Raw genomic sequence first — 20,353 nt, 5'->3', positions numbered from 1 at the left:
ATTAGTTTGAATTGAGGAGACAGCAATGAGTAGCGGTCGTATCATTCAGATCATCGGCGCGGTTATCGACGTCGAGTTTGAACGTAACAGCGTTCCTAAGATCTATGACGCTCTCCATGTTGATGGTACTGAAACTACATTAGAAGTTCAGCAGCAACTTGGTGATGGCGTAGTTCGTACTATTGCAATGGGTTCTACTGAAGGCCTTAAGCGTGGTCTTACTGTAACTAACACTGGCGCGCCTATCTCTGTACCTGTAGGTACTGCATGTTTAGGTCGTATCATGGACGTTCTTGGTCGCCCTATCGACGAAGCTGGTCCTGTTGGTACTGAAGCTCGTTTACCAATTCACCGTCAAGCGCCTTCTTATGCAGAACAAGCGGCTTCTACTGACCTTTTAGAAACTGGTATTAAAGTCATTGACTTACTTTGCCCGTTCGCCAAAGGTGGTAAAGTTGGTCTGTTCGGTGGTGCCGGTGTTGGTAAAACTGTAAACATGATGGAGTTGATCAACAACATCGCAAAAGCTCACTCAGGTTTATCTGTGTTTGCTGGTGTTGGTGAACGTACTCGTGAAGGTAACGACTTCTATCACGAAATGAAAGACTCTAACGTTCTAGACAAAGTAGCAATGGTCTACGGTCAGATGAACGAGCCACCAGGTAACCGTTTACGCGTAGCGTTGACTGGTTTGACTATGGCTGAGTACTTCCGTGACGAAAAAGACGAAAACGGTAAAGGCCGTGACGTTCTATTGTTCGTCGACAACATCTATCGTTATACACTAGCGGGTACTGAAGTATCAGCACTTCTAGGTCGTATGCCATCTGCAGTAGGTTACCAACCGACTCTTGCAGAAGAGATGGGTGTTCTTCAAGAACGTATTACGTCTACTAAGTCTGGTTCTATTACGTCAATTCAAGCGGTATACGTACCTGCCGATGACTTAACAGATCCATCGCCTGCTACTACCTTCGCTCACTTGGACGCGACTGTTGTATTGAGCCGTGACATCGCATCTTCTGGTATTTACCCAGCGATCGATCCACTTGACTCTACTTCACGTCAGTTAGATCCACTTGTGGTGGGTACTGAGCATTACGAAATCGCTCGTTCAGTTCAAAACGTTCTTCAACGTTACAAAGAATTGAAAGACATTATCGCAATTCTTGGTATGGACGAATTGGCAGAAGAAGACAAACTTACTGTATACCGTGCACGTAAGATCCAACGTTTCTTCTCTCAACCGTTCCACGTAGCTGAAGTGTTTACTGGTGCTCCTGGTAAACTTGTACCGCTTAAAGAAACAATTCGTGGCTTTAAAGGTCTTCTAGCTGGTGAATACGACCACATTCCAGAACAAGCGTTCTACATGGTTGGTGGTATTGACGAAGTTATTGCTAAAGCTGAGAAACTTTAATTAGTTACCTAATTTAGGAGATTCTCATGTCAACTATGCAATGTGACGTTGTAAGTGTTAAAGAGTCTTTGTACTCTGGCACTGTAACTATGCTAATTGCTAAAGGTGCTGGTGGTGAGTTGGGTATTATGCCTGGCCATGCACCACTAGTAACTTTGCTCAAGCCGGGCGCAATCCGCGTTCTGCTTGAAAATGGTACAGAAGAATTAATCTATGTATCAGGTGGTGTACTAGAAGTTCAACCGCACGTTGTTACTGTACTTGCAGATACTGCAGTACGTGCTGACAACCTTGATGAAGCAGCAATTATTGAAGCTCGTAAACAAGCTGAACAATTGTTAGCAAATCAAAAGAGCGACTTGGACTCAGCTGCTGCATTGGCTGCTCTTGCAGAAACTGCTGCTCAGTTGGAAACCATCCGCAAAATCAAAAACCGCGCTCAATAAGACGCAGTTTGAGATTGAAAGAGCCACCCGAAAGGGTGGTTTTTTTACCCTAAATTATTTGAAATTGATCAATCTAAAGTTGAATATATTTTATTCAATACAAACTTTATAGTGATTAAATTCAATCAGCTAGCATTGCACCATGAACCTTATTGCCTATGAGCCGCATTTTTGGGAGCTTTATCAAGACTTTGATCAATATTACTTGAGCATTGCAGTTGATCTTAGTTCTGTCGTGTCATGTTGGGATGTTGAACTCACCCATGAAGAAGTCCAGCAATATGAACACCGTGGGCGCGTGAGTATTCAAGAACTGGCAAAATCGATGGTCGCTGCTGCCTATAAAGGTGATTTTGCTTCATTAGAAAGTCGTTTGGTGAAACCATATGAGCGTCAGGCCATGCAATCGGCTTTTAAAAAATGGCAAGATAGCCAAAAAGCAGGTTAATGCTCGTTATTCATGCATGGGTAAAATTGAAAACTCACCGTGACTGATAATTTTAATTTTAAAAATTTGATCAAAGCCTTCATCCTGTGACGGAACTTGAAGCTTTCGATAGGTTGCACGCACGCCAACTTCTGGAATATGGGCTTTACCTTCACGAAAACTGTTGCGCTTTAAGGTGCTGTCCAAATCGGTTTCAAAATAATAAGCAATAACTTCAAACCCAGCATCAACTGCACGTTGGATATAGCGAGCACGAGCTTCCCGATTTGGGTTGGTATTATCAATCACCATTTTTGTTTTGGATGCCAAACCTGCTTCAAAGATCATATTTTCCCGATGTCGGGTTTTCAACATATCCAAATTAATACGTAAATGGCTATGATATAAATTCAACATGTAAAAGGTTGATTTGCCAGAGGCTTGAACGCCTGTAAAAATAATCAGCTGCATGGTGTCTGCAATGAAAGCATGGAATGAATAATAGGGTATTAAATCAGCAACGCAGTTTTGCTACAATCGCTGCAAAATAAATAAGAACAAGTTACAAAGGTCTGTATGCTCAAATTTTTTACCAGTTTATCGCTGTGTCTTTGTTGTGGTTTGCTCCTTGCATGCCAAAGCCAATACGTGACGACACCCAATCTTCCGACTGAAGCTGCACTTGTCGCTGAATCGGTTGATAATGGCATCAGTACGGAGCTTGAGATCCCATATTTGACTGCCTTTCGAAATCTGCGACAAGCCTATAATCACTGTATTGCGTTTACTGCGAACAATCGCTACGTCTATACCGACAATCGTTTAGAAGAGCATTTGGAGCAGGGGACTTTAATGGCACGGACTGAACATGGGGCGTATTTGCATAAAATGTTGGTCGAAAGTTTAGATCCACAGACGACACGTATTACCTTATTTTTGCCGAAGCAATATACCTTTGCCCAAGCACGTTTTAAACAAGATGTTCAGCGCGCACTTGGACAAGATAAAAACTGTAATACCTATGAATTTGCTCAATCCAACTAATTGAACTTTAAGACGCTTGTGAGTTTTCCTGCTCTGGGTGCTCTACACGTTTACCGTCCTCATAACTGGCAAATCGAGCTTGATCACGTTTGAAGACCGGTGCTAGTGTCGGCCAAGGCCAATCGCCAAAATGGGTCTCACGATAGCGTTTAAACGCGGCATCGAGTTCTTCAGTGGTATTCAGCACAAATGGACCGCGCATTGCCACGGGTTCATTAATCGGTTCACCTTCTAACCACAGAATCCGGGCTTCTAATCCACCTGCTTTGAGATGGACGTCGGCATCTGATTGGAGTTCAACCAAATGCTTCATCTGAATGGTTTGACCTTCTATTTCTAATGTATTGCCTTGATAAAAATAAGCAAAACGGTTGGAGCTACTTGTTGTTGCGGGAATCACCAACTCCGCACCTGCTTGCAGGGTGATTAAATAAATGTTGACTTTATTTTCTGCGGCAGCCGCCCATGAGTGTGGCGGTCGGGAAATAGCATCAGTGGATTTGAACTGCCCTGAAATTACACGTATATCCGATTTTTTTCCTTCACTATCGGTTTCAAAGACGTGAGGAATGTCTTCACGCCAAAACATTTTATAGTCGGCATCATGGGTTTTCTGTTCAGCCGATGAATTAAACCAAATTTGGAAAAGTTCAAATGGATTGGCTTTGTCTTCATGCAGTAGGGGGAACATTTCACAGTGTTCAACGCCATTGCCTGTAGACAGCCATTGCACATCACCAGCAGCATAGCGTCCGCCATTGCCTAATGAATCGAAATGATCGACATAGCCTTGTTCAACCAAGGTAATGGTTTCAAAGCCAGTGTGTGGATGTTCTGGAAAACCTGGAACCACATCGCCATAGTACATATTGAATTCATCTTTCTCGGCGGCTGTTTTTGGCCCCATGTCTGCATTCGCAGCAGGAAAATGATCAACATGATGAGCAGTAAATAAGAAAGGATCTTTTAAATCTAAACGAAAGGTAATGGGTGTAATGTTATAAATCACAGCGTTTGACATAACTGTTCTATCATTGGCTTTGTTATTAAGCATTAATCTAAAAGGAAAAACACTCGTGTTCTATAGCGGAACTGTAAGAAAAAAAGCGTTAGCTCAAGGTCTAACGCTTTTTTGATTTAAAACAGGTGGAATGCAATGGAAATGCTAGATTTCGCTATTTATTCAGTTTCAGTGGGTGCAGTAGATGAGCTTTTTCCAGCTTGATCTTGGATCAACATACCTGCCAATTTAAGCATTTCAGCTTGAATATTGCCCATTTGATTTTGAATTTTCTGAAAATCAACTTTGCTTAAATCGACTTGTCCATTGAGAAAAGGTGAGGCCAATACTTGCTGATTCGCTGCCTGTAAATTGCTGCGAATATCATTAATTTCAGTGCTTTTTAGATTTAAATCATTCAAAGCTTGATTGAAACCTTTGAGCTGCTGTTGCAGCTGGGTTGCCGCTTTTTGCAATTGGAGATGATCTTGGTTGCTGACTGCGGCTTCTAAATCGACCTGCGTTTGTTTGAGTTGTTCAACATAATTGCCGGCTTTAAGTTGCATATCCGCCACATCGCGAACGATATAAAACATATTGCCGCTTTTTAATTGGCTTTGATCGGTCGCCTGACTTTGTGTCGCAGATTGATCTTCGTTTGTTGATGTTGTTGCAGGGCGATCATTTTCTGCTGCGATTTCTTGTTCTTGTTCTTGTTCTTGTTCTTGTTCTTGTTCTTGTTCCTGTTGCGGTGCTGTGGCAGGTTCACAGCCAATCAGCACCAAAACACCACTAAAAATGGCAAAAGGGAGAAGGGCATTCTGCACTAGCTTTTTCATTCAATCATCACTATGTGTTAAGTCTATGCTTTGAATATAGGGGCAGAATGTGGATTAAAAATAGATTGTTGCAAAGCAATAACAAAATAATCGCTCGAACAAAAAAGAGGGCATTTGCCCTCTTTTGATGTTTTGGTGGGTTTAACCCGCAATGATTTTGATAATGGCGTGGCTGACGGCATTCATTAAAATGTAGTCGCCATTCACTTTAATCCATTGTTGGTTTTTGCCTGGTTTAGATAATTTTTTGTATTTAATGTGGTCTACTTTGTAGCTATGACCACGGTATTCAGAAGGTACTTTTTGTCCAGAACGCCAATCATGTGAAGGATTTACAGCTTTTTTCTTGTTCTGACTTTGGTTTTTTACCGGTGTGTTTTTGTTTAGTGTGTTATTGAGCTATCGTATTTTGGTTATGCGCAGGTGCATGTTGTTGGCTATTTTGCGGTGCAGCCATTGCTGGAGCAGCAACAAGTGCTGTCGAAATAGATAAAACGATAGCTTTCATTAATGTATTCATAAGTTCACCTGTTTACTGCTGGATGTGATTTGATAAGACTCATCATAATGAGTATTTACAGGGAAACTTTGAACAATGTATATGTGAAATATTAAAATAATGGATAAACTATGTAAATTATCAATATATGATAATTTAAAATGATCAATCTCAGTTAAAATCATAATAATCTTAACTGAGATATTGAGATATTGTCGAATTATTTGGCTAACTCAGCGTTGATGGCATCGACAATACGTGCATCATCTGCCTTGATATCAGGCGCAAATCGAGCCACAACTTCGCCTTGTTTATTCACGAGGAATTTTTCAAAGTTCCAGAGCACTTCAGGCTTTGGATTTGGTGTTAATCCGTATTCGACTAAATCATCCCACCATGGGCCTTCACCAATGCGTTCAGGAATGGCTTGGGTTAAGGTTTGATAAAGTGGGTGTTTATCCGCGCCTGCAACAGATATTTTTGCAAAAAGTGGGAAATCGACCTTGTAGTTGATCGAGCAAAATTCTTGAATTTCAGCTTCAGAACCAGGTTCTTGTTCTAAAAAGTTATTGGCAGGAAAACCTAAGACTTCAAAACCTTGTGATTTCTTCTCTGTATAGAGTTTCTCTAGGCCTTCGTATTGTGGTGTTAGCCCACATTTAGAGGCTACATTGACCAATAATAAAACCTTGCCTTGGTATTGATTGAGTGTGGTGTCATCACCTTGGATGGTTTTTACCGGGATATCGTAAACTGAAGCTGACATATTCGTTCCTAATTGAAGTTGTGCCTTTCATCCTTGTTTTAAAGGGAAATCTGGTGAACAGCAAGCTTTTATCGATAGGCTTTTCGCATAATTTTTGTAGTAGTTTGCAGAATTCGAGCTGAGGCTTGCTTGAGTGCTTATCGTTTAAGTAGTGGCACGGTGTTGGTTTGGGGTTTTTCCTGTATAGCGTTTAAAAAACTCAATAAAGCTTGAGCTGTGTTGATAACCCAATTCATAGCTGAGAGCTTTAATAGACTGACCAGCGCGGAGTTGTTGAATGGCATAAATAATTTTGGCACGGTTTCGCCATTCAGAAAGGCTCATTTGCAGTTCGTTCTGACTCAGTCGCAATAACTGACGCTCACTCAAAGCAACATTGGATAAGCATCGCTGTAGGCTCAAGCTAAAATGATCTACATCTGCGAGCTGCGCCAAGATCGGCTTTAAAACCGCATCATGGCTTTGCGGTAAATAATGTTGATGTTTGGGCGCTGTTTTTAATTGGTCGAATAAGACCTGTAGCAGGTGTCGATAGGGTGGTGTGGTATGTTGCTCTGTAGGAAAGGCCAAAATTTCTTGCACCAACAAACGAAAGAACGGTTGGATGCTAAATACTTCCGTCTGCTTGGGAAAATCTATGCAGAGATCTGGTGCCAGTCGGATTGCCACATAATGAATGGGTTGTTCATCAATCGCTACCGAGCAATGTTCTGTATGTGGTGGAATCCACACCCCATAACTGGCAGGTGAGAGATGATGTTGCCCTTGTATTTCATATTCGAAAATACCATCGAGACAAAAATTAAAATCACCCCAAAGACAACTGTGCGGATAGACCGTATCTAATGTGGTGTAGTGCGCTTCAAAAAGCTCGATTTGTTGTTCAATCGGTGCTGATGTCATATATGCCTAGGTGTCGATGTCTGAACTACAATATAAATGTCTGAAATTATGTATTTCAATTAAAACAGACATCACTCAAAATACCTAGACCAATCTTTGCACAATATATTGAGGAGTCAGACATGTTGCTTCAAACGCGTTGGGCGAAATTTGCAATTTGTTTGCCTCTGATCGCGGTATTTATATGGTCGTTGAATATTACCGTCACCCGCTATGTGACTGATTATATTTCACCAGTCAGTATCAGTTTTTATCGATGGTTTATTGCATTTTTGATCTTAACCCCCTTTATGCTGAAAACCGTTTGGCAGCAAAGACAGTTGATCAAGCAGCATTGGCAGCAATTGGCTGTGCTGAGTGCTTTTGGCATGGTGTTATATCAAGGTTTGGGCTATACCGCTGCGCATTATACGACGGCGACCAATATGGGCATCATTAATGCCTTTATCCCTGTTTTTACGATTGCCGTTGCATTTTTCATACTTAAAGATGTACCCAATCGCTATGCCATCTTGGGCTGTGCGATCTCATTTACAGGGCTATTGTTTGTCATTGCGCAAGGCGATTTCAGTCAATTACTGAATATGGGCGGACATTTCGGCGATATCCTCATGATCTTCGCAGTGTTCTTTTATGCCTTTTATGGGGTGTTTTTAAAAAAATGGCAATTGAAACTTCCACTACTGTTGAGCTTATATGTACAAATTTTCTTTGCCGTTTTATATCACTTGCCGTTCGTGTTGTATTTAGGCATTGACGCGATTAATCCTGCGAATGCGCCAAGTGTATTTTATGCGGCAATTTTTCCATCATTGATTGCACCGTTGGTATGGATGTTGGCTGTGCAACATCTCGGGCCGAATCGCACCAGTATTTTTATGAATTTGATGCCGGTATTTACCGCGATTATTGCCTATTTCTGGTTGGCTGAGCAGTGGATGTTTTATCATACCGTCGGCACAGTGATGGCGATTACTGGGGTGATCTTGGCGCAGCGTAAGTAAATCTAGTAAAAAGATGAAAATTTACGAGAAGTGTTGATTAGAAAACAATCAAACAAACTTATTTTTTATAGAGCAAATCTTTTGAAAATGGATTTTTGAGTGTGAAACTGAATTAAAAAAACAAAATCTCGTCTTAAAAATCAATCAAAAATAGATACATATTTTGACTAAGTAGTTATAAAATCAGAAATAAAGTACTTATCAGTAGTTTTATTTATATAAAAAATATATTTGTTAAATTTAAAAAAATATTACATAATACTTTTATTGTAAATGATGAAGTAGTTCTTAATAATTACTTGATATTTACCCAGAGATTGCAAGACCCTCTGGATGTGATTTTATACACATCCTTTTTTATGCTCAGCCATCCCTATATGGCTGAGCTTTTTTTTTGTCTGTATTTCCCCGAAAGGCAGGTGTAGACAGGCATCCGAGCTTATGCGCGGATGATTTCACCTGTTTCAGCATCAATAATTTTGCTTGGTTCTTGGCTTAGGCCGAGATCACCATTTAAGTAATTTAGTTCATTGGCAAAATACTGATTGGCTTCTTGTAAGGAACGTGCAGGGGTTAATCCTGCAGGATTGGCACTGGTAGACACAATAAAGCCATTAAAAGCTTGGCATAAAGCCACACATAAAGAGTGGGTAGTCACACGGACTGCGACTTTTGGATGATTGCCTTTAATCCATGTTGGAATATGGTCGCCAGCCGGTAATAACCATGTGGTTGCACGTTCATTGGGTTTACGGTTGGTCCAGGTCGCAATGACTTGCTGACGCATATCTTCTGTTAAGCCTTGAAGCAGGTGTTTAACTTGAGCGACATTGGCAGCCAATAAAATCACGCCTTTTTCAATGGGACGTTGTTTTAAGCGCAAAATTTCGAGAAAGGCTTGCTCATTGTAGGGATCACAGCCCAATCCCCAAACAGCCTCTGTAGGATATGCGAGAACCTGACCTTTTTTAAGACAGGAAGCTGCTTCTGCAACAGAGGTGGTAATCATTTCTATAGACCTTATCTGATTCGACAAAGGGCTATTGTGAACCTAATTTACCCATTCGACAACGTAAGTAGTGTCCTGCTTGTTGTGTGGCATAGCCCATTAACTCTAATTCCATCAGTTGACTAGTCAATGTCGCGGTATCAATTTTGAGTTGAATGGACAATTGATCAAGGCTTTGGCCGACCCAATCGAGTTGCCGATACAGCGCAATTAAATGTTCTGGGATAGGTTCGGGTGGCGGGGTGTCCGGTATTGCTGTTTCGGGTGTCGCTATTTCGGTGGTTGTTAAGGTTTCGGCAGCCTGTGATTGCCACTGTGTGGCTAGTGCCAAGTCTTCAATGACTTGTTGTGGATGATCAATCAAAATTGCACCTTCTCGTATGAGTTGATGGCAACCTTGATGCGACTCACTATAAATATGCCCTGGAATGGCAAAAATAGATTTGCCTTGTTCGGCAGCGCGTTGAGCTGTGATCAGTGAGCCACTTTTTAATGCCGCTTCCGCCACGATGACACCAAGACTAAGCCCACTGACGATACGATTTCGATGTGGAAAATGGTGTTGCAATGGGGGTGTGTGCGGTAGAAACTCACTGATTACGGTTCCCCCATGTTGGATGATCTCTTGTCTTAAACTCTGATGTGCGGTCGGATAAGTTTGATCTAAACCTGTGCCCATCACGGCAATGGTTCTGTGGTGTTGTATGGCAGCGCGATGTGCCGCTTCATCAATTCCTTGTGCTAAACCGCTATTGATATAGAACCCTTGCTCACTCAGATAATAAGCAAAATCATAAGCAATTTGCCGACCTTGGGGACTGGGTTTGCGGCTACCCACAATCGCAATTTGGGGTTGCATCAAGGCTTGAGCATTACCTTGCCCAAATAGAATGGGCGGCTTGTCGCTATAAGGTAACAGCTGTTGTGGATAGTTTATATCTTCAGGAATCAGTACAAAGTCACTGTATTGTTGAATATCCTTGAGACATTTTTCAAAGCTAAGCTGTCCACTTTGATTATGAAATTCTTCAAAGCGCTGTAAATGATTTTTATGCAGTCCTAATTTTTGCCATGTGGTGATTTGATCAGGCTTAAGGGCGTGGTGTAGGGCAGGATAGTGCTGCTGAATTTTATAGAAACTACGAAGTGAGTGTTGCACCACAAACCACAGGCGAATGTAATCTAAATGCAAGTCAGTTAATGAATTGAGCATAATGAGACCTTTGAATATGTCTTCTTTTTATGGTTTAAAATTATCAGTGATATCGTTGTTGGATAATAAAAATGAGGCTGAAATACAGCCTCATTTTTATGGATTTGGTCTTAGTCATCCATCAGTGGCGGCTGAATCGTTGCACCCACTTTGATTGGTAATTCGCTTTCAAGTACATAAGCATAGCTTAAGTTATCGAACGCTTTGAATACCATGATGTTGCCAATACGTTGTCCTGGAAGTTGAACACGTTCTTTGGTTTTCGGATCAGTCACGATTTCACCTTTTTGGTTCACGCTAAAGACTTGACCAGATTGAACACCTTGCAAGCTACCACGGTCGATCGTCACCACACTGTGAACCGCTGCAGTACCAATCGAGCCCATGACACGAACAATACTACCGCCAGCAGTGACATTTTCAGCATTGGTTGGATAGAACAGCGTTGGCAGCATTGGGTCATATTCAGGAAGAACACGATCGCCACGACGAACTTCGGCATTATAAGTGTCGGTCAGTTCTAAAGTGGTAATGTCATTTTCACCACGAACGGCAACACCTGAAGCGACTTGAGTCAGTTCTAAACCTGCGTTGTATTTTTTGCCGTTTGCATCGGTAAAGATGTACGGTTCGCCTTCACGGTAAACAGCATATCGTTGACCGACTTGCATGCCTTGGCCGCGTGCATAAACTGTTTGGCCTTTGGCAGCTAATACACGTTGATCAGCTGTACCTAAAATGTAAGGTGTGCCTTCCACAGAATCAGCTGCAACAATCATGCTGCGCTCAAGCCATTGCTTAATATATTCCAATGGAATAACCGGAATCGCACTGTTGAGGGATTCAACACGAACTTGTGGTTGAAGTTTAGTGCCACCTGTATAGCGACGAATGATACCTTCACAGCCATCACCTTCATCTTTACCGATGATTGGGCGGCCATTGTAGGTACACATTAATAGGCGGTCACCTGGGAAAATCCAATGCGGATTTTTCACGTGTTTATTGCTCGCCCAGATTTCAGGCCAGCGCACAGGATTTTTTAAGAAACGCTTGGAAATATCCCACAACGTATCGCCTTTTTTCACCACATAAACTTGAGGCGCACCTGCCTTCAATGACGGTGGATTGACGTTACGAGCAGGGGCAGCTTCTGCAACACTGACCATTCCCATCCCCACACTTACACAGACTGTAAGTGCCAATAATTGTTTTTTAAACCCCAAGGCACTAAAAGTTGGCATGCCCTTCAAAACCTTTTTCATTATCATAATTCCTAAAATTATGTATGCAACTGCGTTATAATAACGATATTACACACAATTTTTTGATGAAGCATTCCTTCATTTTGTTTTTTGATCAATGGCATAAGTGAGGACGTCGTATGGCCTTATTACCTATTTTAAGTTTCCCCGATCCCCGTCTTCGTACCATTGCAAAACCAGTCGAAGAAGTTACTGATGAAATTCGTCAGTTAGCAGCCGACATGTTTGAAACTATGTATGAAGCACCGGGAATTGGCCTGGCAGCAACACAGGTAGATCACCATATTCAGCTGATAGTCATGGATTTATCTGAAGAAAAAGATCAACCCATGGTGTTTATTAACCCCAAAATTACGCCATTGACGCAAGAGACGCAGCCCTATGAAGAAGGCTGTTTATCAGTGCCTCAAATATACGATAAAGTTGAGCGCCCGTCACGTGTAAAAATTCAGGCAATTAACCTTGAAGGTCAATCATTTGAAGTGGAAGCGGACGGACTTCTCGCAGTTTGTATCCAACATGAAATGGATCACTTAAATGGTAAGTTGTTCGTCGACTATCTATCGCCTTTGAAACGTCAACGTGCACGTGACAAAGTGGAAAAATTGGTTCGCCAGCGTCAAAAAGATAAAGTCGCAGTTAAACGTTAATTGATCGCGGTTAAAAAATACCTGAGACAAGCCCAATTTCGATTGGGCTTTGTTATACTTGGGGCAGACAAATGTTAGGGTTTACCTGTATTGTTTCGTAGTGGAGTGCTGCTGTCCTTTGCAGCCGTTTTTTTGCAGATTGCTGTTTTTTTACAGCCATTATTGCCCAAGCAATATCAAGTTGCTCCGGTCTGCGAAACCATTACGCGTGCACTTTTACTTCCCAATGTTCATGCTGAACATACCGCACATTCACACCATTCATCTTCCGCTCATGTAGAGCAAGTTCAAGTCGATCATACAGCCCATGAACATGATGCCAGTCATCAATGTCAGTATTGTACGGTCTACGGCAATTTGGTTTTGCCCCCTGAACTTGATGTAAAAGAAGTGCTTGATCGAATTCAAGTTCGTTTAATTGCTTTTCAAAAAGCTTTCAAGCATGTCTGGTTTGTTCTTCAACAACTCTTTTTACTTCCGCAAGGTCGAGCCCCGCCACTCGCTGCATAAATCCGACGTTTTTTAAACTTGGGTCTTTGAGGACTCAGGTACGCCTTTATTTATGTATTTTGTGAGATAAACATGGCTCAGCCTAAATTTTTTCTACAGCCTCTTGCGGCTGCAATTTGTGTTGCCTGCTATTCAACTACAGTGATGGCTGACGAGATGTCCGTAGAGATGACGGGAACCAATGCGGTACAGACTTTGGCACCGATTGTGGTGACATCACATCAGGGTAATGATGCCAATGGCCTGATTGTTCGTGCCAACCCCAAACAGCCGATTCAACCGATACCTGCCAGTGATGGGGCCGATTATTTAAAAAGCATTGTGGGTTTTAGTGCTATTAAAAATGGGGGAACCAATGCAGATCCAGCCTTCCGTGGCATGTTTGGTTCACGCATTAAAATTTTGACCGATGGCACAGAAAATCTAGGGGCGTGTCCGAGTCGTATGGATGCACCGACGTCTTATATTTCCCCTGAAAGTTATGACCGAATTTCAGTGATTAAAGGGCCTCAAACGGTTCAATATGCCAATACAGGTTCTGCTGCAACAGTCTTGTTTGAACGCAAACCTGAACAGTTGGATGCTGATAAAAACTACCGTGGTCAAGCCAGTGTGATGATCGGCTCTTATGGTCGCTTAGATCATAATGTCGAGGCGGCTGTGGGCGATGAACATAAATATGTCCGTCTAAATGCCAGCCGTTCTGTTGCAGACAGTTACCAAGATGGAGATGGCAATACTGTGCCGTCAGACTGGGAGCGTTGGAATACAGATTTGGCACTCGGTTGGAGGCCAAACGAAGATACATGGGTAGAACTTACTGGAGGTAAAGCCGATGGTGAGGCGGTGTACGCGGGCCGTTCAATGGATGGTTCGCAATTTGCCCGTGAAAGCTTAGGCCTTCGTGTCGAGAAAAAGAATGTCACAGAGGTGATTAAAAAAATCGAAGCACAGGTCAACTATAGTTATAACGACCATATCATGGACAACTTTAGTTTGCGTGAGCCACCTTTAGCTGAAATGACCCATCATGGTATGACTATGCTAATGCCGAATCCAATGGCGATGCAGGTTACACGTCGTACATTAAATGCACGTATGGCGGTAATGCATGAATGGGATAAGCTGCAGTTCATTACTGGACTGGATACGCAGAATAATAAACATGCCGGCAGCATGACGTCGAAAATGATGCCTTCGATGAATAAGCCCTTAACGCAAGATATGGCATTTCAGTCATATGGTGGTTTTGGAGAAGTCAGTTATCAATTGAGTGACAACAATAAGTTGGTTTCAGGACTTCGTCTCGATCAAGTGCAAGTGAAAGATGAGCGTGCAGCTTCGAAAGCGAGTGGCTATAACAAGGAGCTGAATGAAACTTTGCCAAGTGCTTTTATTCGTTTTGAAAATAAGCACCCTGAACATGACAATGGTAAAACCTATATCGGTCTAGGCTATGTGGAACGCATGCCAGATTATTGGGAATTATTTAGCCCTAAACATGGCAATGCAGGCACAACAAACACCTTTAATGGCGTCGAAACTGAAAAAACCTTGCAGTTAGATGTGGGCTATCAACATGAACATCGGGCATTCAGTTCATGGGCGTCTGCCTATGCGGGACTGATTCAGGACTTTATTTTGATGAGTTACCACGATCATCCAAATACTGGTGGGCATGATCATGGTTCAACCTTTAGCGCGGGTGCGAAAAATGTCGATGCCACCATTACGGGAGCTGAAGCAGGGATTGGCTATCAATTTAGCGATTATATTCAAGCCGATGTCAGCGCAATGTATGCGTGGGGTAAAAACACCACAGATGGCAAGCCATTACCGCAAATCTCACCTTTAGAAGCGCGTATTAACTTACGATATATCCAAGATAATTATACTTTGGGAGCATTTTGGCGTGTGGTTGATGGGCAAAATCGTATCAGTGCGTACCAAGGCAATATCGTGGGTTATGACCTGAAAGAAAGTGCAGGTTTTGGCACACTGTCTTTAAATGGTACTTATCATATTGATGAGGGTGTAGATGTATCTGTGGGTGTAGATAATCTCCTGAATAAAACCTATACCGAACATCTAAATAAACTGGGTGATGCAGGGACAGGTTTAGCGACCGATCAACAGTTTAATAATATTGGTCGCAATTATTGGGCACGTATTTCGATGAAGTTCTAAGTCCGGACATTTGTCATCCAAAAAGCAGAGCGATCGCTCTGCTTTTTTTATTGGTGCATACTTGCCAGTTGTTTGGCCTTACTTTGATACAGTGCTAAACCGAGTTTTTGAATCGCACGGCCTTTTTGCTGTAATTTTTGATTTAAACTCGGGACATGCTTAGCTTAGCACCTGAATACAGGACGAGATTTCTAGCTAATAAATAATAGGCAAACCATGCGGCGGACTGGGGTTTGAGCCCTAATTTATGCATGCGTTTTTTGCCAATAAAAAATTGTGTCAGCTCCAGATGTTGTCGATAAGCCAGTTTTTGCTGAAGCGGTCGGAGGTATTTGTACTGTCTTTCAAAAGGTTCTTTAGAAAGACTGGCATCGAGAGCCATGCTGCTTGCATCGGATTGGGGGTGTACAAATTGCATCCAATACAGCAGTTTCCAACCGTCAGATTCTTTTGAAATTAACCATTTTTCATCAATACCCATCAACCAGCCGACATAGCGCCAAAAATGCAAAAAGCTTTCAGTTTCTTGTTTTGACGGAAAAATTCCTAAAGCGCGAATGCCCAAAAGTACCACACTGCTAAAGGCAAGATTGGTCATCGCCAAGTCAAATTGATTCATCGGTACCCCCCACGTTGCAAAATCCCAGTCTTTGCCTTTTTGGAGTTGATGCCGTACCAAAGCATGAATAAAACGCACATAAATCGTCGATGTAAATCCTGCATGCAAACGTTCGAGTCCGCGTTCTTCAGTGATATCTACCCACCATTTAGTGGTTTCAGCTAGACGTGTACCGGCTTGTTTATTTAAAGCACCGGTCAGCATGAGTGGCTGATTGAAACCGGGGAAGAGATAACCGACCATGAGTGAAAGGTCTCGCAAAATAAAGCCATTGTTAATCCCGAGTCGATGGGTGAACTCAAGGGCTTGCTGTATTTTTTCTGGCTCTACCCACGGCGGTGTTTGTTCAACATGCTTAAAAAAATGCTCGAGTTCAGGAATAGAAAAGGGAAGCTGCTCGACACCTTTAAATAGAGCGATTTCAAAATATTCACGATGCTGTTTAGGGTTCTGCATCATCCACGTGAGCACTTTTTCCATCTGTGGGTCACCACATTGCAAGGCTTTATTGAGGTCAAGATATTGAGGGTAATTCGGCTGTGCAGCTTGACCCGTCAAATGAGACAGCAGAAAACTCAGCAGATTAGATTGCTGCGTGGCCTGAAATGAAGACAGCCGGGTATTGAAGTGAGTGGTCATGTTTTGATCTTCAATGTTATTGTTTCATACCACACTAATATGAATATTTATTCGCATTCAATTCGCATAACACTATCGCATTGGAGAGCAATAGAATGAGAAAAAGACCACAACAACAACGCGCGAAAATGATCGTGGGAAACATTTTGCAAGCTGCGCAGTTGTGTATTGCAGAACAAGGTTTACTGGAGCTGACGACGCCCAAAATTGCGGAAAAATCTGGCGTGAGCGTTGGGTCAATTTATCAATATTTTGAAAATAAAGAACAAATCGTAGAAGAGTTACTGCTCAGAAAATCAGAACAATTGGGGTTAGCACTAAAAAATATAGTCGTGGAGCAAGAGCTGCACAGTATTTATGAGGTGATCCCACTTTGTATTCAGTTTGGCTTTGATATGTTGAAAGCTGATCGCGGCTTCTTCATTGAAATCTTGAAACATTGGCATCAATACAGTCATTCAGATGCCTCTCAGGTTTTGGAAAAGCATTTTTTTGAAGTTGGGATGTATTTATTTAATCGTTATTAGGGTCTGTTGACATTTGTTGATTAAAAAAATAGCGAGATAGTAAAATTAAATCGCCAAACCCAATTTTACACTCGCTATGCCTCGAACAATGCTAAATGATCAACACTGGTCCAAGTTACTTGCTATTTTCCGTCACTTTAATATTTATCTCAAATTAAATTTACGGAATTTTATTGAAGCGATTTTATTTCGAATTAGAACAGGCTGTCCTTGGCGTGATTTACCTCAAGAGTTTGGTAAATCAAATTCTATTTTTAAGAAATATAATCGATGGTCTAAAAATAGTAAGTTTATGAATATTTTTAAATTATTCAGCCAGCATGCTGATAAAGAGTGGATTTTTATCGATGGGAGCCATGTACGAGCGCATCAACATTCAGCTGGTATTAAGAATCAAAGTATTTCCAAAAGTATTGGTGGTAATAGTTCAAAAATACATTTAGCAATCGATTCAAATGGTAATCCTATTGAATTTATTATTTCAGATGGAACTTCACATGATATTAAGGTTGCACCTGATCTTGTATCAAAATTAGATTTAACAGAGTCAGAAATGCTATGTGCAGATAAAGGCTATGATTCAGAAAGTTTCAGAAAGAAAATTAGAGAAAGTAATACGAAAGCAAACATTCCTCGAAGATCAAATGCCAAATCTAGCAATGATGATATGGACTGGTATATGTATAAAATCAGACATTTAGTTGAAAATGCATTTTGTAGATTAAAACAATTTAGAGGAATTGCCACAAGATACGATAAGCTAAAACGTAACTATCAAAGCGCTGTTGCTTTAGCTTGTATATTTATATGGTTGCCTCTTTAGCTCAATTTATCGGCTGTAAATGTCAACACACCCTATTCACATTGGAACTTTGAAACGCTGAAACATCGCTCTTTTGTGATCATTAACAGTACTTTATTTACCATGATGCGCTATGTGAGCAATAATAGTTTTTTAATTACAGAACAGCAGCTTAAAGTAGAATTATCGAAGATGATTTTGGCGTATTTAGATAGTGAATGACACTTAAAAAATTAAATTTGTCGATTAAAGATGGTATTTAATTCTGATCCAAGATATGTGAAGATAGATTAAAAATAAATCAATAACTTAAGATAATAAATCAGGAACATCATGATGGTTTCTTTGAGTTTGCAGCAACTGTCCAAATCTTTTGCGGGAAAACGTATATTTTCAAATTTAAATTTAGAGTTAAGCGAATTCGGAATAGTCGCTGTTGTTGCTGAGAATGGAGTAGGGAAGTCCACCTTACTTGCGATGATTGCGGGGATGTTGGATTTCGATACAGGCAATATTTTGATTAATGATCAGCAATATGCCCCTCACAACAATGAATACAAGAAACTTGTGGCCTATGTGCCAGATAAAAGCCCTATTTATGATTTTTTACAAGGGCAAGAGTTTCTGAATTTAATGTGTGATATTCGAGGGATAGCACATGAGCAGTATCAAATCTTCATTGAAAAATTTAATTTAGAAAACTATTTAGCCACGCCGTTTGCTGAAATGTCTTTTGGTACAACCAAAAAGTTTTTATTGGTCGCAGCCTTAATGACTTCGGCACCTTTACTGATTTTAGATGAACCGAGCAATGGCTTAGATCAAAATTCCTTGGCTGAATTAACAAGTATACTTTTACAGCAGAGCCAATCGAAATTGATTCTATTGTCTTGTCATGATCCTGTATTTAGAGACAGTCTCGCAGCAAAAATCATTGAGCTAGATCGGCTAAAGTCCAATGAGCAGGTGGCATGAATAGACAAAGACACGTTGGGCAGCGAACAATTATAAAAACGCTTTTGAAATACCGATGGATATACTATGTCAAGACCACAGCAGACGCAGTTGCACGGCAAAAGCATTTACTTATTTTAGTCACATTAATTCTCGGGCTAATGCTATTCGGACTACTTTTATCTTTAGTGCAGCCCATGATTGATTTGGTCTATTGCAAATCATTAATCACGAATCTGTTTCTTTGGACAGGCTTTCTTGCCTTAAATGTATTTTGGTGTGCGATACAGCGTAAAGCTTTGAGCGGTGGGGAAGGGTATCGCTATCTAGCGCTATTGCCCATCACGCTCAAAAGTCGCTTTGCAGTGGAAATCAAATTTTTAGGCAGTTTAAGCTTTTTGCTGTTATTGCCATTTGTTTTAGCGCTTCTATATGTTTGGGTTGAGTATGAGTTTTTGGCTTCCATTGGTATTAGTGTATTGATGCTTCTTTGGATCTTTAATTTATTAATCATACAAATGCTGTTTTTACAACAGAATCAATATTTCAGTTTAGTCTGTCTTTTGACATATTTACCCATTTTGAGCCTAGCGATATTGGACGCTCAACTCGTTGCGGTGTTGTTATCTACTTGCATATGTATAGCTGCGATAAAATTTTGGCTGCTCGGTAGGAAATCAAAACCAATAAAGCTACAGGTACCTAGCGTATTTGTGATACAGAAATATAGCCCACTCTGGCTCAATCAAAATAAACTCATTATTCGTCAGGCATTTCATAAAAGATTTCTAACCCATCGTATTGTTAGTATTGGTATTTCGGTTACAGCGGTCGTGATTTTGTATTGGTTCGCCACGCAGGCGGATACTTGGAACATCATGAGCCTTGATTTCACTGCTTCACAATTATTCCAATTGATGTGTGCCATCTATATTGCACTGAGTTTATTCAATCTAGGCGTGATAAAAATGGACTTAAAATCAAATTTTGAATATGCAGAGCGATTCTGGATCATTCAAGGGTTCACACGATGGCAGCTCAGAAAATACGAATACTGCGTTTTATTGATAATGGGTTTAATGATGAGTGTGCCAGTTTTGCTGTGGCTACTGCTGAAAGGTGGATTTGTAGATGTACTATTCATGGCAGCGCTATTGTGTATCGCCATTCCATTTATTCAGTGGTTGTATAGAAAACCTGAAGAAGTGCACGGTGTTATGCCAGTTTTAATGTTTATCTTATGGGTGCCTGTGGCATATTGCATGCTTTCTGTACGCTAAAAACACTTTTTTTAAGTAAAAAACACTGATTTAGTAGAATAAATAAACAAACGTAATGAAAAACTAAAAATAAATGAAAAAGGGTGTTGCAACGAATATGAAATGCTGTAGAATGCACATCCATCGGCGGTGATGAAGATTAAAACTTCTGATAAAACAATGACTTGGTTGAATTGATTAAGTTAGGTTTTATTTGATAAGTTTAAAATAATTTGAATTACCGGTTGACTCTTTAGAAATAAAGAGTAATATAGCCGACCTAGCTTGCTGGTGACGAACCAACAAGAAGATCATTAAGAGATTATGAAGAACAACTTGTGTGGATTTTTACTGATTGATCGATCGAAATT

Annotated in this window: 19 protein-coding genes and 4 pseudogenes; 13 read left to right on the top strand and 10 right to left on the bottom strand. The window is 40.9% G+C overall.

Annotation, left to right across the window (positions count from 1 at the left end; genetic code table 11):
* The first annotated feature begins 25 nt into the window (after positions 1-25).
* The 3 genes from atpD to FTU34_RS06290 all read left to right on the top strand — a co-directional run bounded on the left by atpD (position 26) and on the right by FTU34_RS06290 (position 2,314).
* The gene (gene atpD / locus FTU34_RS06300; protein WP_078191473.1) at positions 26-1,420 is read left to right on the top strand and encodes a F0F1 ATP synthase subunit beta; all 1,395 of its coding nucleotides are present in this window, start codon (positions 26-28) and stop codon (positions 1,418-1,420) included.
* Positions 1,421-1,446: 26 nt separating this feature from the next.
* Positions 1,447-1,866, top strand: a complete 420-nt coding sequence (locus FTU34_RS06295; protein ID WP_078191472.1) for a F0F1 ATP synthase subunit epsilon — start codon at positions 1,447-1,449, stop codon at positions 1,864-1,866.
* Positions 1,867-2,008: 142 nt separating this feature from the next.
* Complete coding sequence (locus FTU34_RS06290; protein WP_168378803.1) at positions 2,009-2,314, top strand: hypothetical protein; 306 nt, start codon at positions 2,009-2,011, stop codon at positions 2,312-2,314.
* Between the two features lie 6 nt (positions 2,315-2,320).
* On the opposite strand, the gene FTU34_RS06285 is transcribed toward FTU34_RS06290, so the two are convergent.
* The gene (locus FTU34_RS06285) at positions 2,321-2,764 is read right to left on the bottom strand and encodes an AAA family ATPase (protein WP_180035139.1); all 444 of its coding nucleotides are present in this window, start codon (positions 2,762-2,764) and stop codon (positions 2,321-2,323) included.
* 105 nt (positions 2,765-2,869) lie between these two features.
* Here FTU34_RS06285 and FTU34_RS06280 point away from each other — a divergent pair, with 105 nt between their 5' ends.
* A complete protein-coding gene (locus FTU34_RS06280) occupies positions 2,870-3,337 on the top strand; it encodes a hypothetical protein (protein WP_180035140.1) in 468 nt (155 codons plus the stop codon).
* A gap of 7 nt (positions 3,338-3,344) precedes the next feature.
* Here the strand turns inward: FTU34_RS06280 and FTU34_RS06275 are convergent, their stop codons facing one another.
* From FTU34_RS06275 to FTU34_RS06255, 5 genes and pseudogenes are all read right to left on the bottom strand, one after another.
* Positions 3,345-4,358: a pirin family protein gene (locus FTU34_RS06275; protein WP_180035141.1), complete on the bottom strand. Its 1,014-nt coding sequence runs from the start codon at positions 4,356-4,358 to the stop codon at positions 3,345-3,347.
* A 158-nt stretch (positions 4,359-4,516) separates the two neighbouring features.
* On the bottom strand, positions 4,517-5,176 hold the full coding sequence (locus FTU34_RS06270; protein ID WP_180035142.1) for a hypothetical protein: 660 nt from the start codon (positions 5,174-5,176) through the stop codon (positions 4,517-4,519).
* A gap of 141 nt (positions 5,177-5,317) precedes the next feature.
* Positions 5,318-5,696, bottom strand: a pseudogene (locus FTU34_RS18110) (RcnB family protein).
* 199 nt (positions 5,697-5,895) lie between these two features.
* Positions 5,896-6,441, bottom strand: coding sequence for a glutathione peroxidase (locus FTU34_RS06260; RefSeq protein ID WP_111885877.1), 546 nt, complete (start codon positions 6,439-6,441; stop codon positions 5,896-5,898).
* Between the two features lie 144 nt (positions 6,442-6,585).
* Positions 6,586-7,344 (bottom strand): helix-turn-helix transcriptional regulator, encoded by a 759-nt coding sequence (locus tag FTU34_RS06255; protein ID WP_180005335.1) that lies wholly within the window; start codon positions 7,342-7,344, stop codon positions 6,586-6,588.
* A 122-nt stretch (positions 7,345-7,466) separates the two neighbouring features.
* Here FTU34_RS06255 and FTU34_RS06250 point away from each other — a divergent pair, with 122 nt between their 5' ends.
* Positions 7,467-8,348, top strand: coding sequence for a DMT family transporter (locus tag FTU34_RS06250; RefSeq protein ID WP_180005334.1), 882 nt, complete (start codon positions 7,467-7,469; stop codon positions 8,346-8,348).
* A 439-nt stretch (positions 8,349-8,787) separates the two neighbouring features.
* On the opposite strand, the gene FTU34_RS06245 is transcribed toward FTU34_RS06250, so the two are convergent.
* The 3 genes from FTU34_RS06245 to FTU34_RS06235 form a co-directional block, all read right to left on the bottom strand.
* Positions 8,788-9,357: an L-threonylcarbamoyladenylate synthase gene (locus tag FTU34_RS06245; protein WP_180005333.1), complete on the bottom strand. Its 570-nt coding sequence runs from the start codon at positions 9,355-9,357 to the stop codon at positions 8,788-8,790.
* 31 nt (positions 9,358-9,388) lie between these two features.
* Positions 9,389-10,570: a DNA-processing protein DprA gene (dprA, locus tag FTU34_RS06240; protein WP_180005332.1), complete on the bottom strand. Its 1,182-nt coding sequence runs from the start codon at positions 10,568-10,570 to the stop codon at positions 9,389-9,391.
* Positions 10,571-10,680: 110 nt separating this feature from the next.
* On the bottom strand, positions 10,681-11,835 hold the full coding sequence (locus FTU34_RS06235; protein WP_180035143.1) for a LysM peptidoglycan-binding domain-containing protein: 1,155 nt from the start codon (positions 11,833-11,835) through the stop codon (positions 10,681-10,683).
* 119 nt (positions 11,836-11,954) lie between these two features.
* Here FTU34_RS06235 and def point away from each other — a divergent pair, with 119 nt between their 5' ends.
* The 3 genes from def to FTU34_RS06220 all read left to right on the top strand — a co-directional run bounded on the left by def (position 11,955) and on the right by FTU34_RS06220 (position 15,182).
* Complete coding sequence (def, locus tag FTU34_RS06230) at positions 11,955-12,485, top strand: peptide deformylase (RefSeq protein ID WP_078191459.1); 531 nt, start codon at positions 11,955-11,957, stop codon at positions 12,483-12,485.
* 90 nt (positions 12,486-12,575) lie between these two features.
* Positions 12,576-12,995 carry a DUF2946 family protein gene (locus FTU34_RS06225; protein WP_180035144.1) on the top strand — a complete coding sequence of 140 codons (420 nt, stop codon included), beginning with the start codon at positions 12,576-12,578 and terminating at the stop codon, positions 12,993-12,995.
* A gap of 144 nt (positions 12,996-13,139) precedes the next feature.
* On the top strand, positions 13,140-15,182 hold the full coding sequence (locus tag FTU34_RS06220; RefSeq protein WP_373686483.1) for a TonB-dependent copper receptor: 2,043 nt from the start codon (positions 13,140-13,142) through the stop codon (positions 15,180-15,182).
* Between the two features lie 47 nt (positions 15,183-15,229).
* On the opposite strand, the pseudogene FTU34_RS06215 reads toward FTU34_RS06220, so the two are convergent.
* A pseudogene (locus FTU34_RS06215) lies at positions 15,230-16,440 on the bottom strand (oxygenase MpaB family protein).
* Positions 16,441-16,535: 95 nt separating this feature from the next.
* On the opposite strand from FTU34_RS06215, the pseudogene FTU34_RS06210 reads away from it, so the two are divergent.
* The 5 genes and pseudogenes from FTU34_RS06210 to FTU34_RS06190 all read left to right on the top strand — a co-directional run.
* Positions 16,536-16,964, top strand: a pseudogene (locus tag FTU34_RS06210) (TetR/AcrR family transcriptional regulator); the annotation flags it as partial.
* A 79-nt stretch (positions 16,965-17,043) separates the two neighbouring features.
* The gene (locus FTU34_RS06205; RefSeq protein WP_026056797.1) at positions 17,044-17,790 is read left to right on the top strand and encodes an IS5 family transposase; all 747 of its coding nucleotides are present in this window, start codon (positions 17,044-17,046) and stop codon (positions 17,788-17,790) included.
* Positions 17,791-17,823: 33 nt separating this feature from the next.
* Positions 17,824-17,991, top strand: a pseudogene (locus FTU34_RS06200) (TetR/AcrR family transcriptional regulator); the annotation flags it as partial.
* 111 nt (positions 17,992-18,102) lie between these two features.
* Positions 18,103-18,744, top strand: a complete 642-nt coding sequence (locus FTU34_RS06195) for an ABC transporter ATP-binding protein (protein ID WP_180035147.1) — start codon at positions 18,103-18,105, stop codon at positions 18,742-18,744.
* 176 nt (positions 18,745-18,920) lie between these two features.
* Positions 18,921-20,003 carry a hypothetical protein gene (locus tag FTU34_RS06190; protein WP_180035148.1) on the top strand — a complete coding sequence of 361 codons (1,083 nt, stop codon included), beginning with the start codon at positions 18,921-18,923 and terminating at the stop codon, positions 20,001-20,003.
* Positions 20,004-20,353: the final 350 nt, after the last annotated feature.

It is taken from the genome of Acinetobacter sp. YH12094 (assembly GCF_013419295.1).
In the GTDB taxonomy this organism is placed as follows: Bacteria; Pseudomonadota; Gammaproteobacteria; order Pseudomonadales; family Moraxellaceae; genus Acinetobacter; species Acinetobacter amyesii.
Note: the sequence above shows the minus strand (reverse complement) of the source record. Positions and strands in the feature narration are given on the sequence as shown.

Excerpts from the sequence above, each read along its gene's own strand:
- dprA (WP_180005332.1), bottom strand. The coding sequence starts at position 10,570 with ATGCTCAATTCATTAACTGACTTGCATTTAGATTACATTCGCCTGTGG.
- FTU34_RS06260 (WP_111885877.1), bottom strand. The coding sequence starts at position 6,441 with ATGTCAGCTTCAGTTTACGATATCCCGGTAAAAACCATCCAAGGTGAT.
- FTU34_RS06275 (WP_180035141.1), bottom strand. The coding sequence starts at position 4,358 with ATGTCAAACGCTGTGATTTATAACATTACACCCATTACCTTTCGTTTA.
- FTU34_RS06205 (WP_026056797.1), top strand. The coding sequence starts at position 17,044 with ATGCCTCGAACAATGCTAAATGATCAACACTGGTCCAAGTTACTTGCT.
- FTU34_RS06250 (WP_180005334.1), top strand. The coding sequence starts at position 7,467 with ATGTTGCTTCAAACGCGTTGGGCGAAATTTGCAATTTGTTTGCCTCTG.
- FTU34_RS06190 (WP_180035148.1), top strand. The coding sequence starts at position 18,921 with ATGATTGATTTGGTCTATTGCAAATCATTAATCACGAATCTGTTTCTT.
- FTU34_RS06235 (WP_180035143.1), bottom strand. The coding sequence starts at position 11,835 with ATGAAAAAGGTTTTGAAGGGCATGCCAACTTTTAGTGCCTTGGGGTTT.
- FTU34_RS06220 (WP_373686483.1), top strand. The coding sequence starts at position 13,140 with ATGGCTGACGAGATGTCCGTAGAGATGACGGGAACCAATGCGGTACAG.
- FTU34_RS06285 (WP_180035139.1), bottom strand. The coding sequence starts at position 2,764 with ATGCAGCTGATTATTTTTACAGGCGTTCAAGCCTCTGGCAAATCAACC.
- FTU34_RS06245 (WP_180005333.1), bottom strand. The coding sequence starts at position 9,357 with ATGATTACCACCTCTGTTGCAGAAGCAGCTTCCTGTCTTAAAAAAGGT.
- FTU34_RS06270 (WP_180035142.1), bottom strand. The coding sequence starts at position 5,176 with ATGAAAAAGCTAGTGCAGAATGCCCTTCTCCCTTTTGCCATTTTTAGT.
- def (WP_078191459.1), top strand. The coding sequence starts at position 11,955 with ATGGCCTTATTACCTATTTTAAGTTTCCCCGATCCCCGTCTTCGTACC.
- FTU34_RS06195 (WP_180035147.1), top strand. The coding sequence starts at position 18,103 with ATGATGGTTTCTTTGAGTTTGCAGCAACTGTCCAAATCTTTTGCGGGA.
- FTU34_RS06295 (WP_078191472.1), top strand. The coding sequence starts at position 1,447 with ATGTCAACTATGCAATGTGACGTTGTAAGTGTTAAAGAGTCTTTGTAC.
- FTU34_RS06290 (WP_168378803.1), top strand. The coding sequence starts at position 2,009 with ATGAACCTTATTGCCTATGAGCCGCATTTTTGGGAGCTTTATCAAGAC.
- FTU34_RS06255 (WP_180005335.1), bottom strand. The coding sequence starts at position 7,344 with ATGACATCAGCACCGATTGAACAACAAATCGAGCTTTTTGAAGCGCAC.
- atpD (WP_078191473.1), top strand. The coding sequence starts at position 26 with ATGAGTAGCGGTCGTATCATTCAGATCATCGGCGCGGTTATCGACGTC.
- FTU34_RS06280 (WP_180035140.1), top strand. The coding sequence starts at position 2,870 with ATGCTCAAATTTTTTACCAGTTTATCGCTGTGTCTTTGTTGTGGTTTG.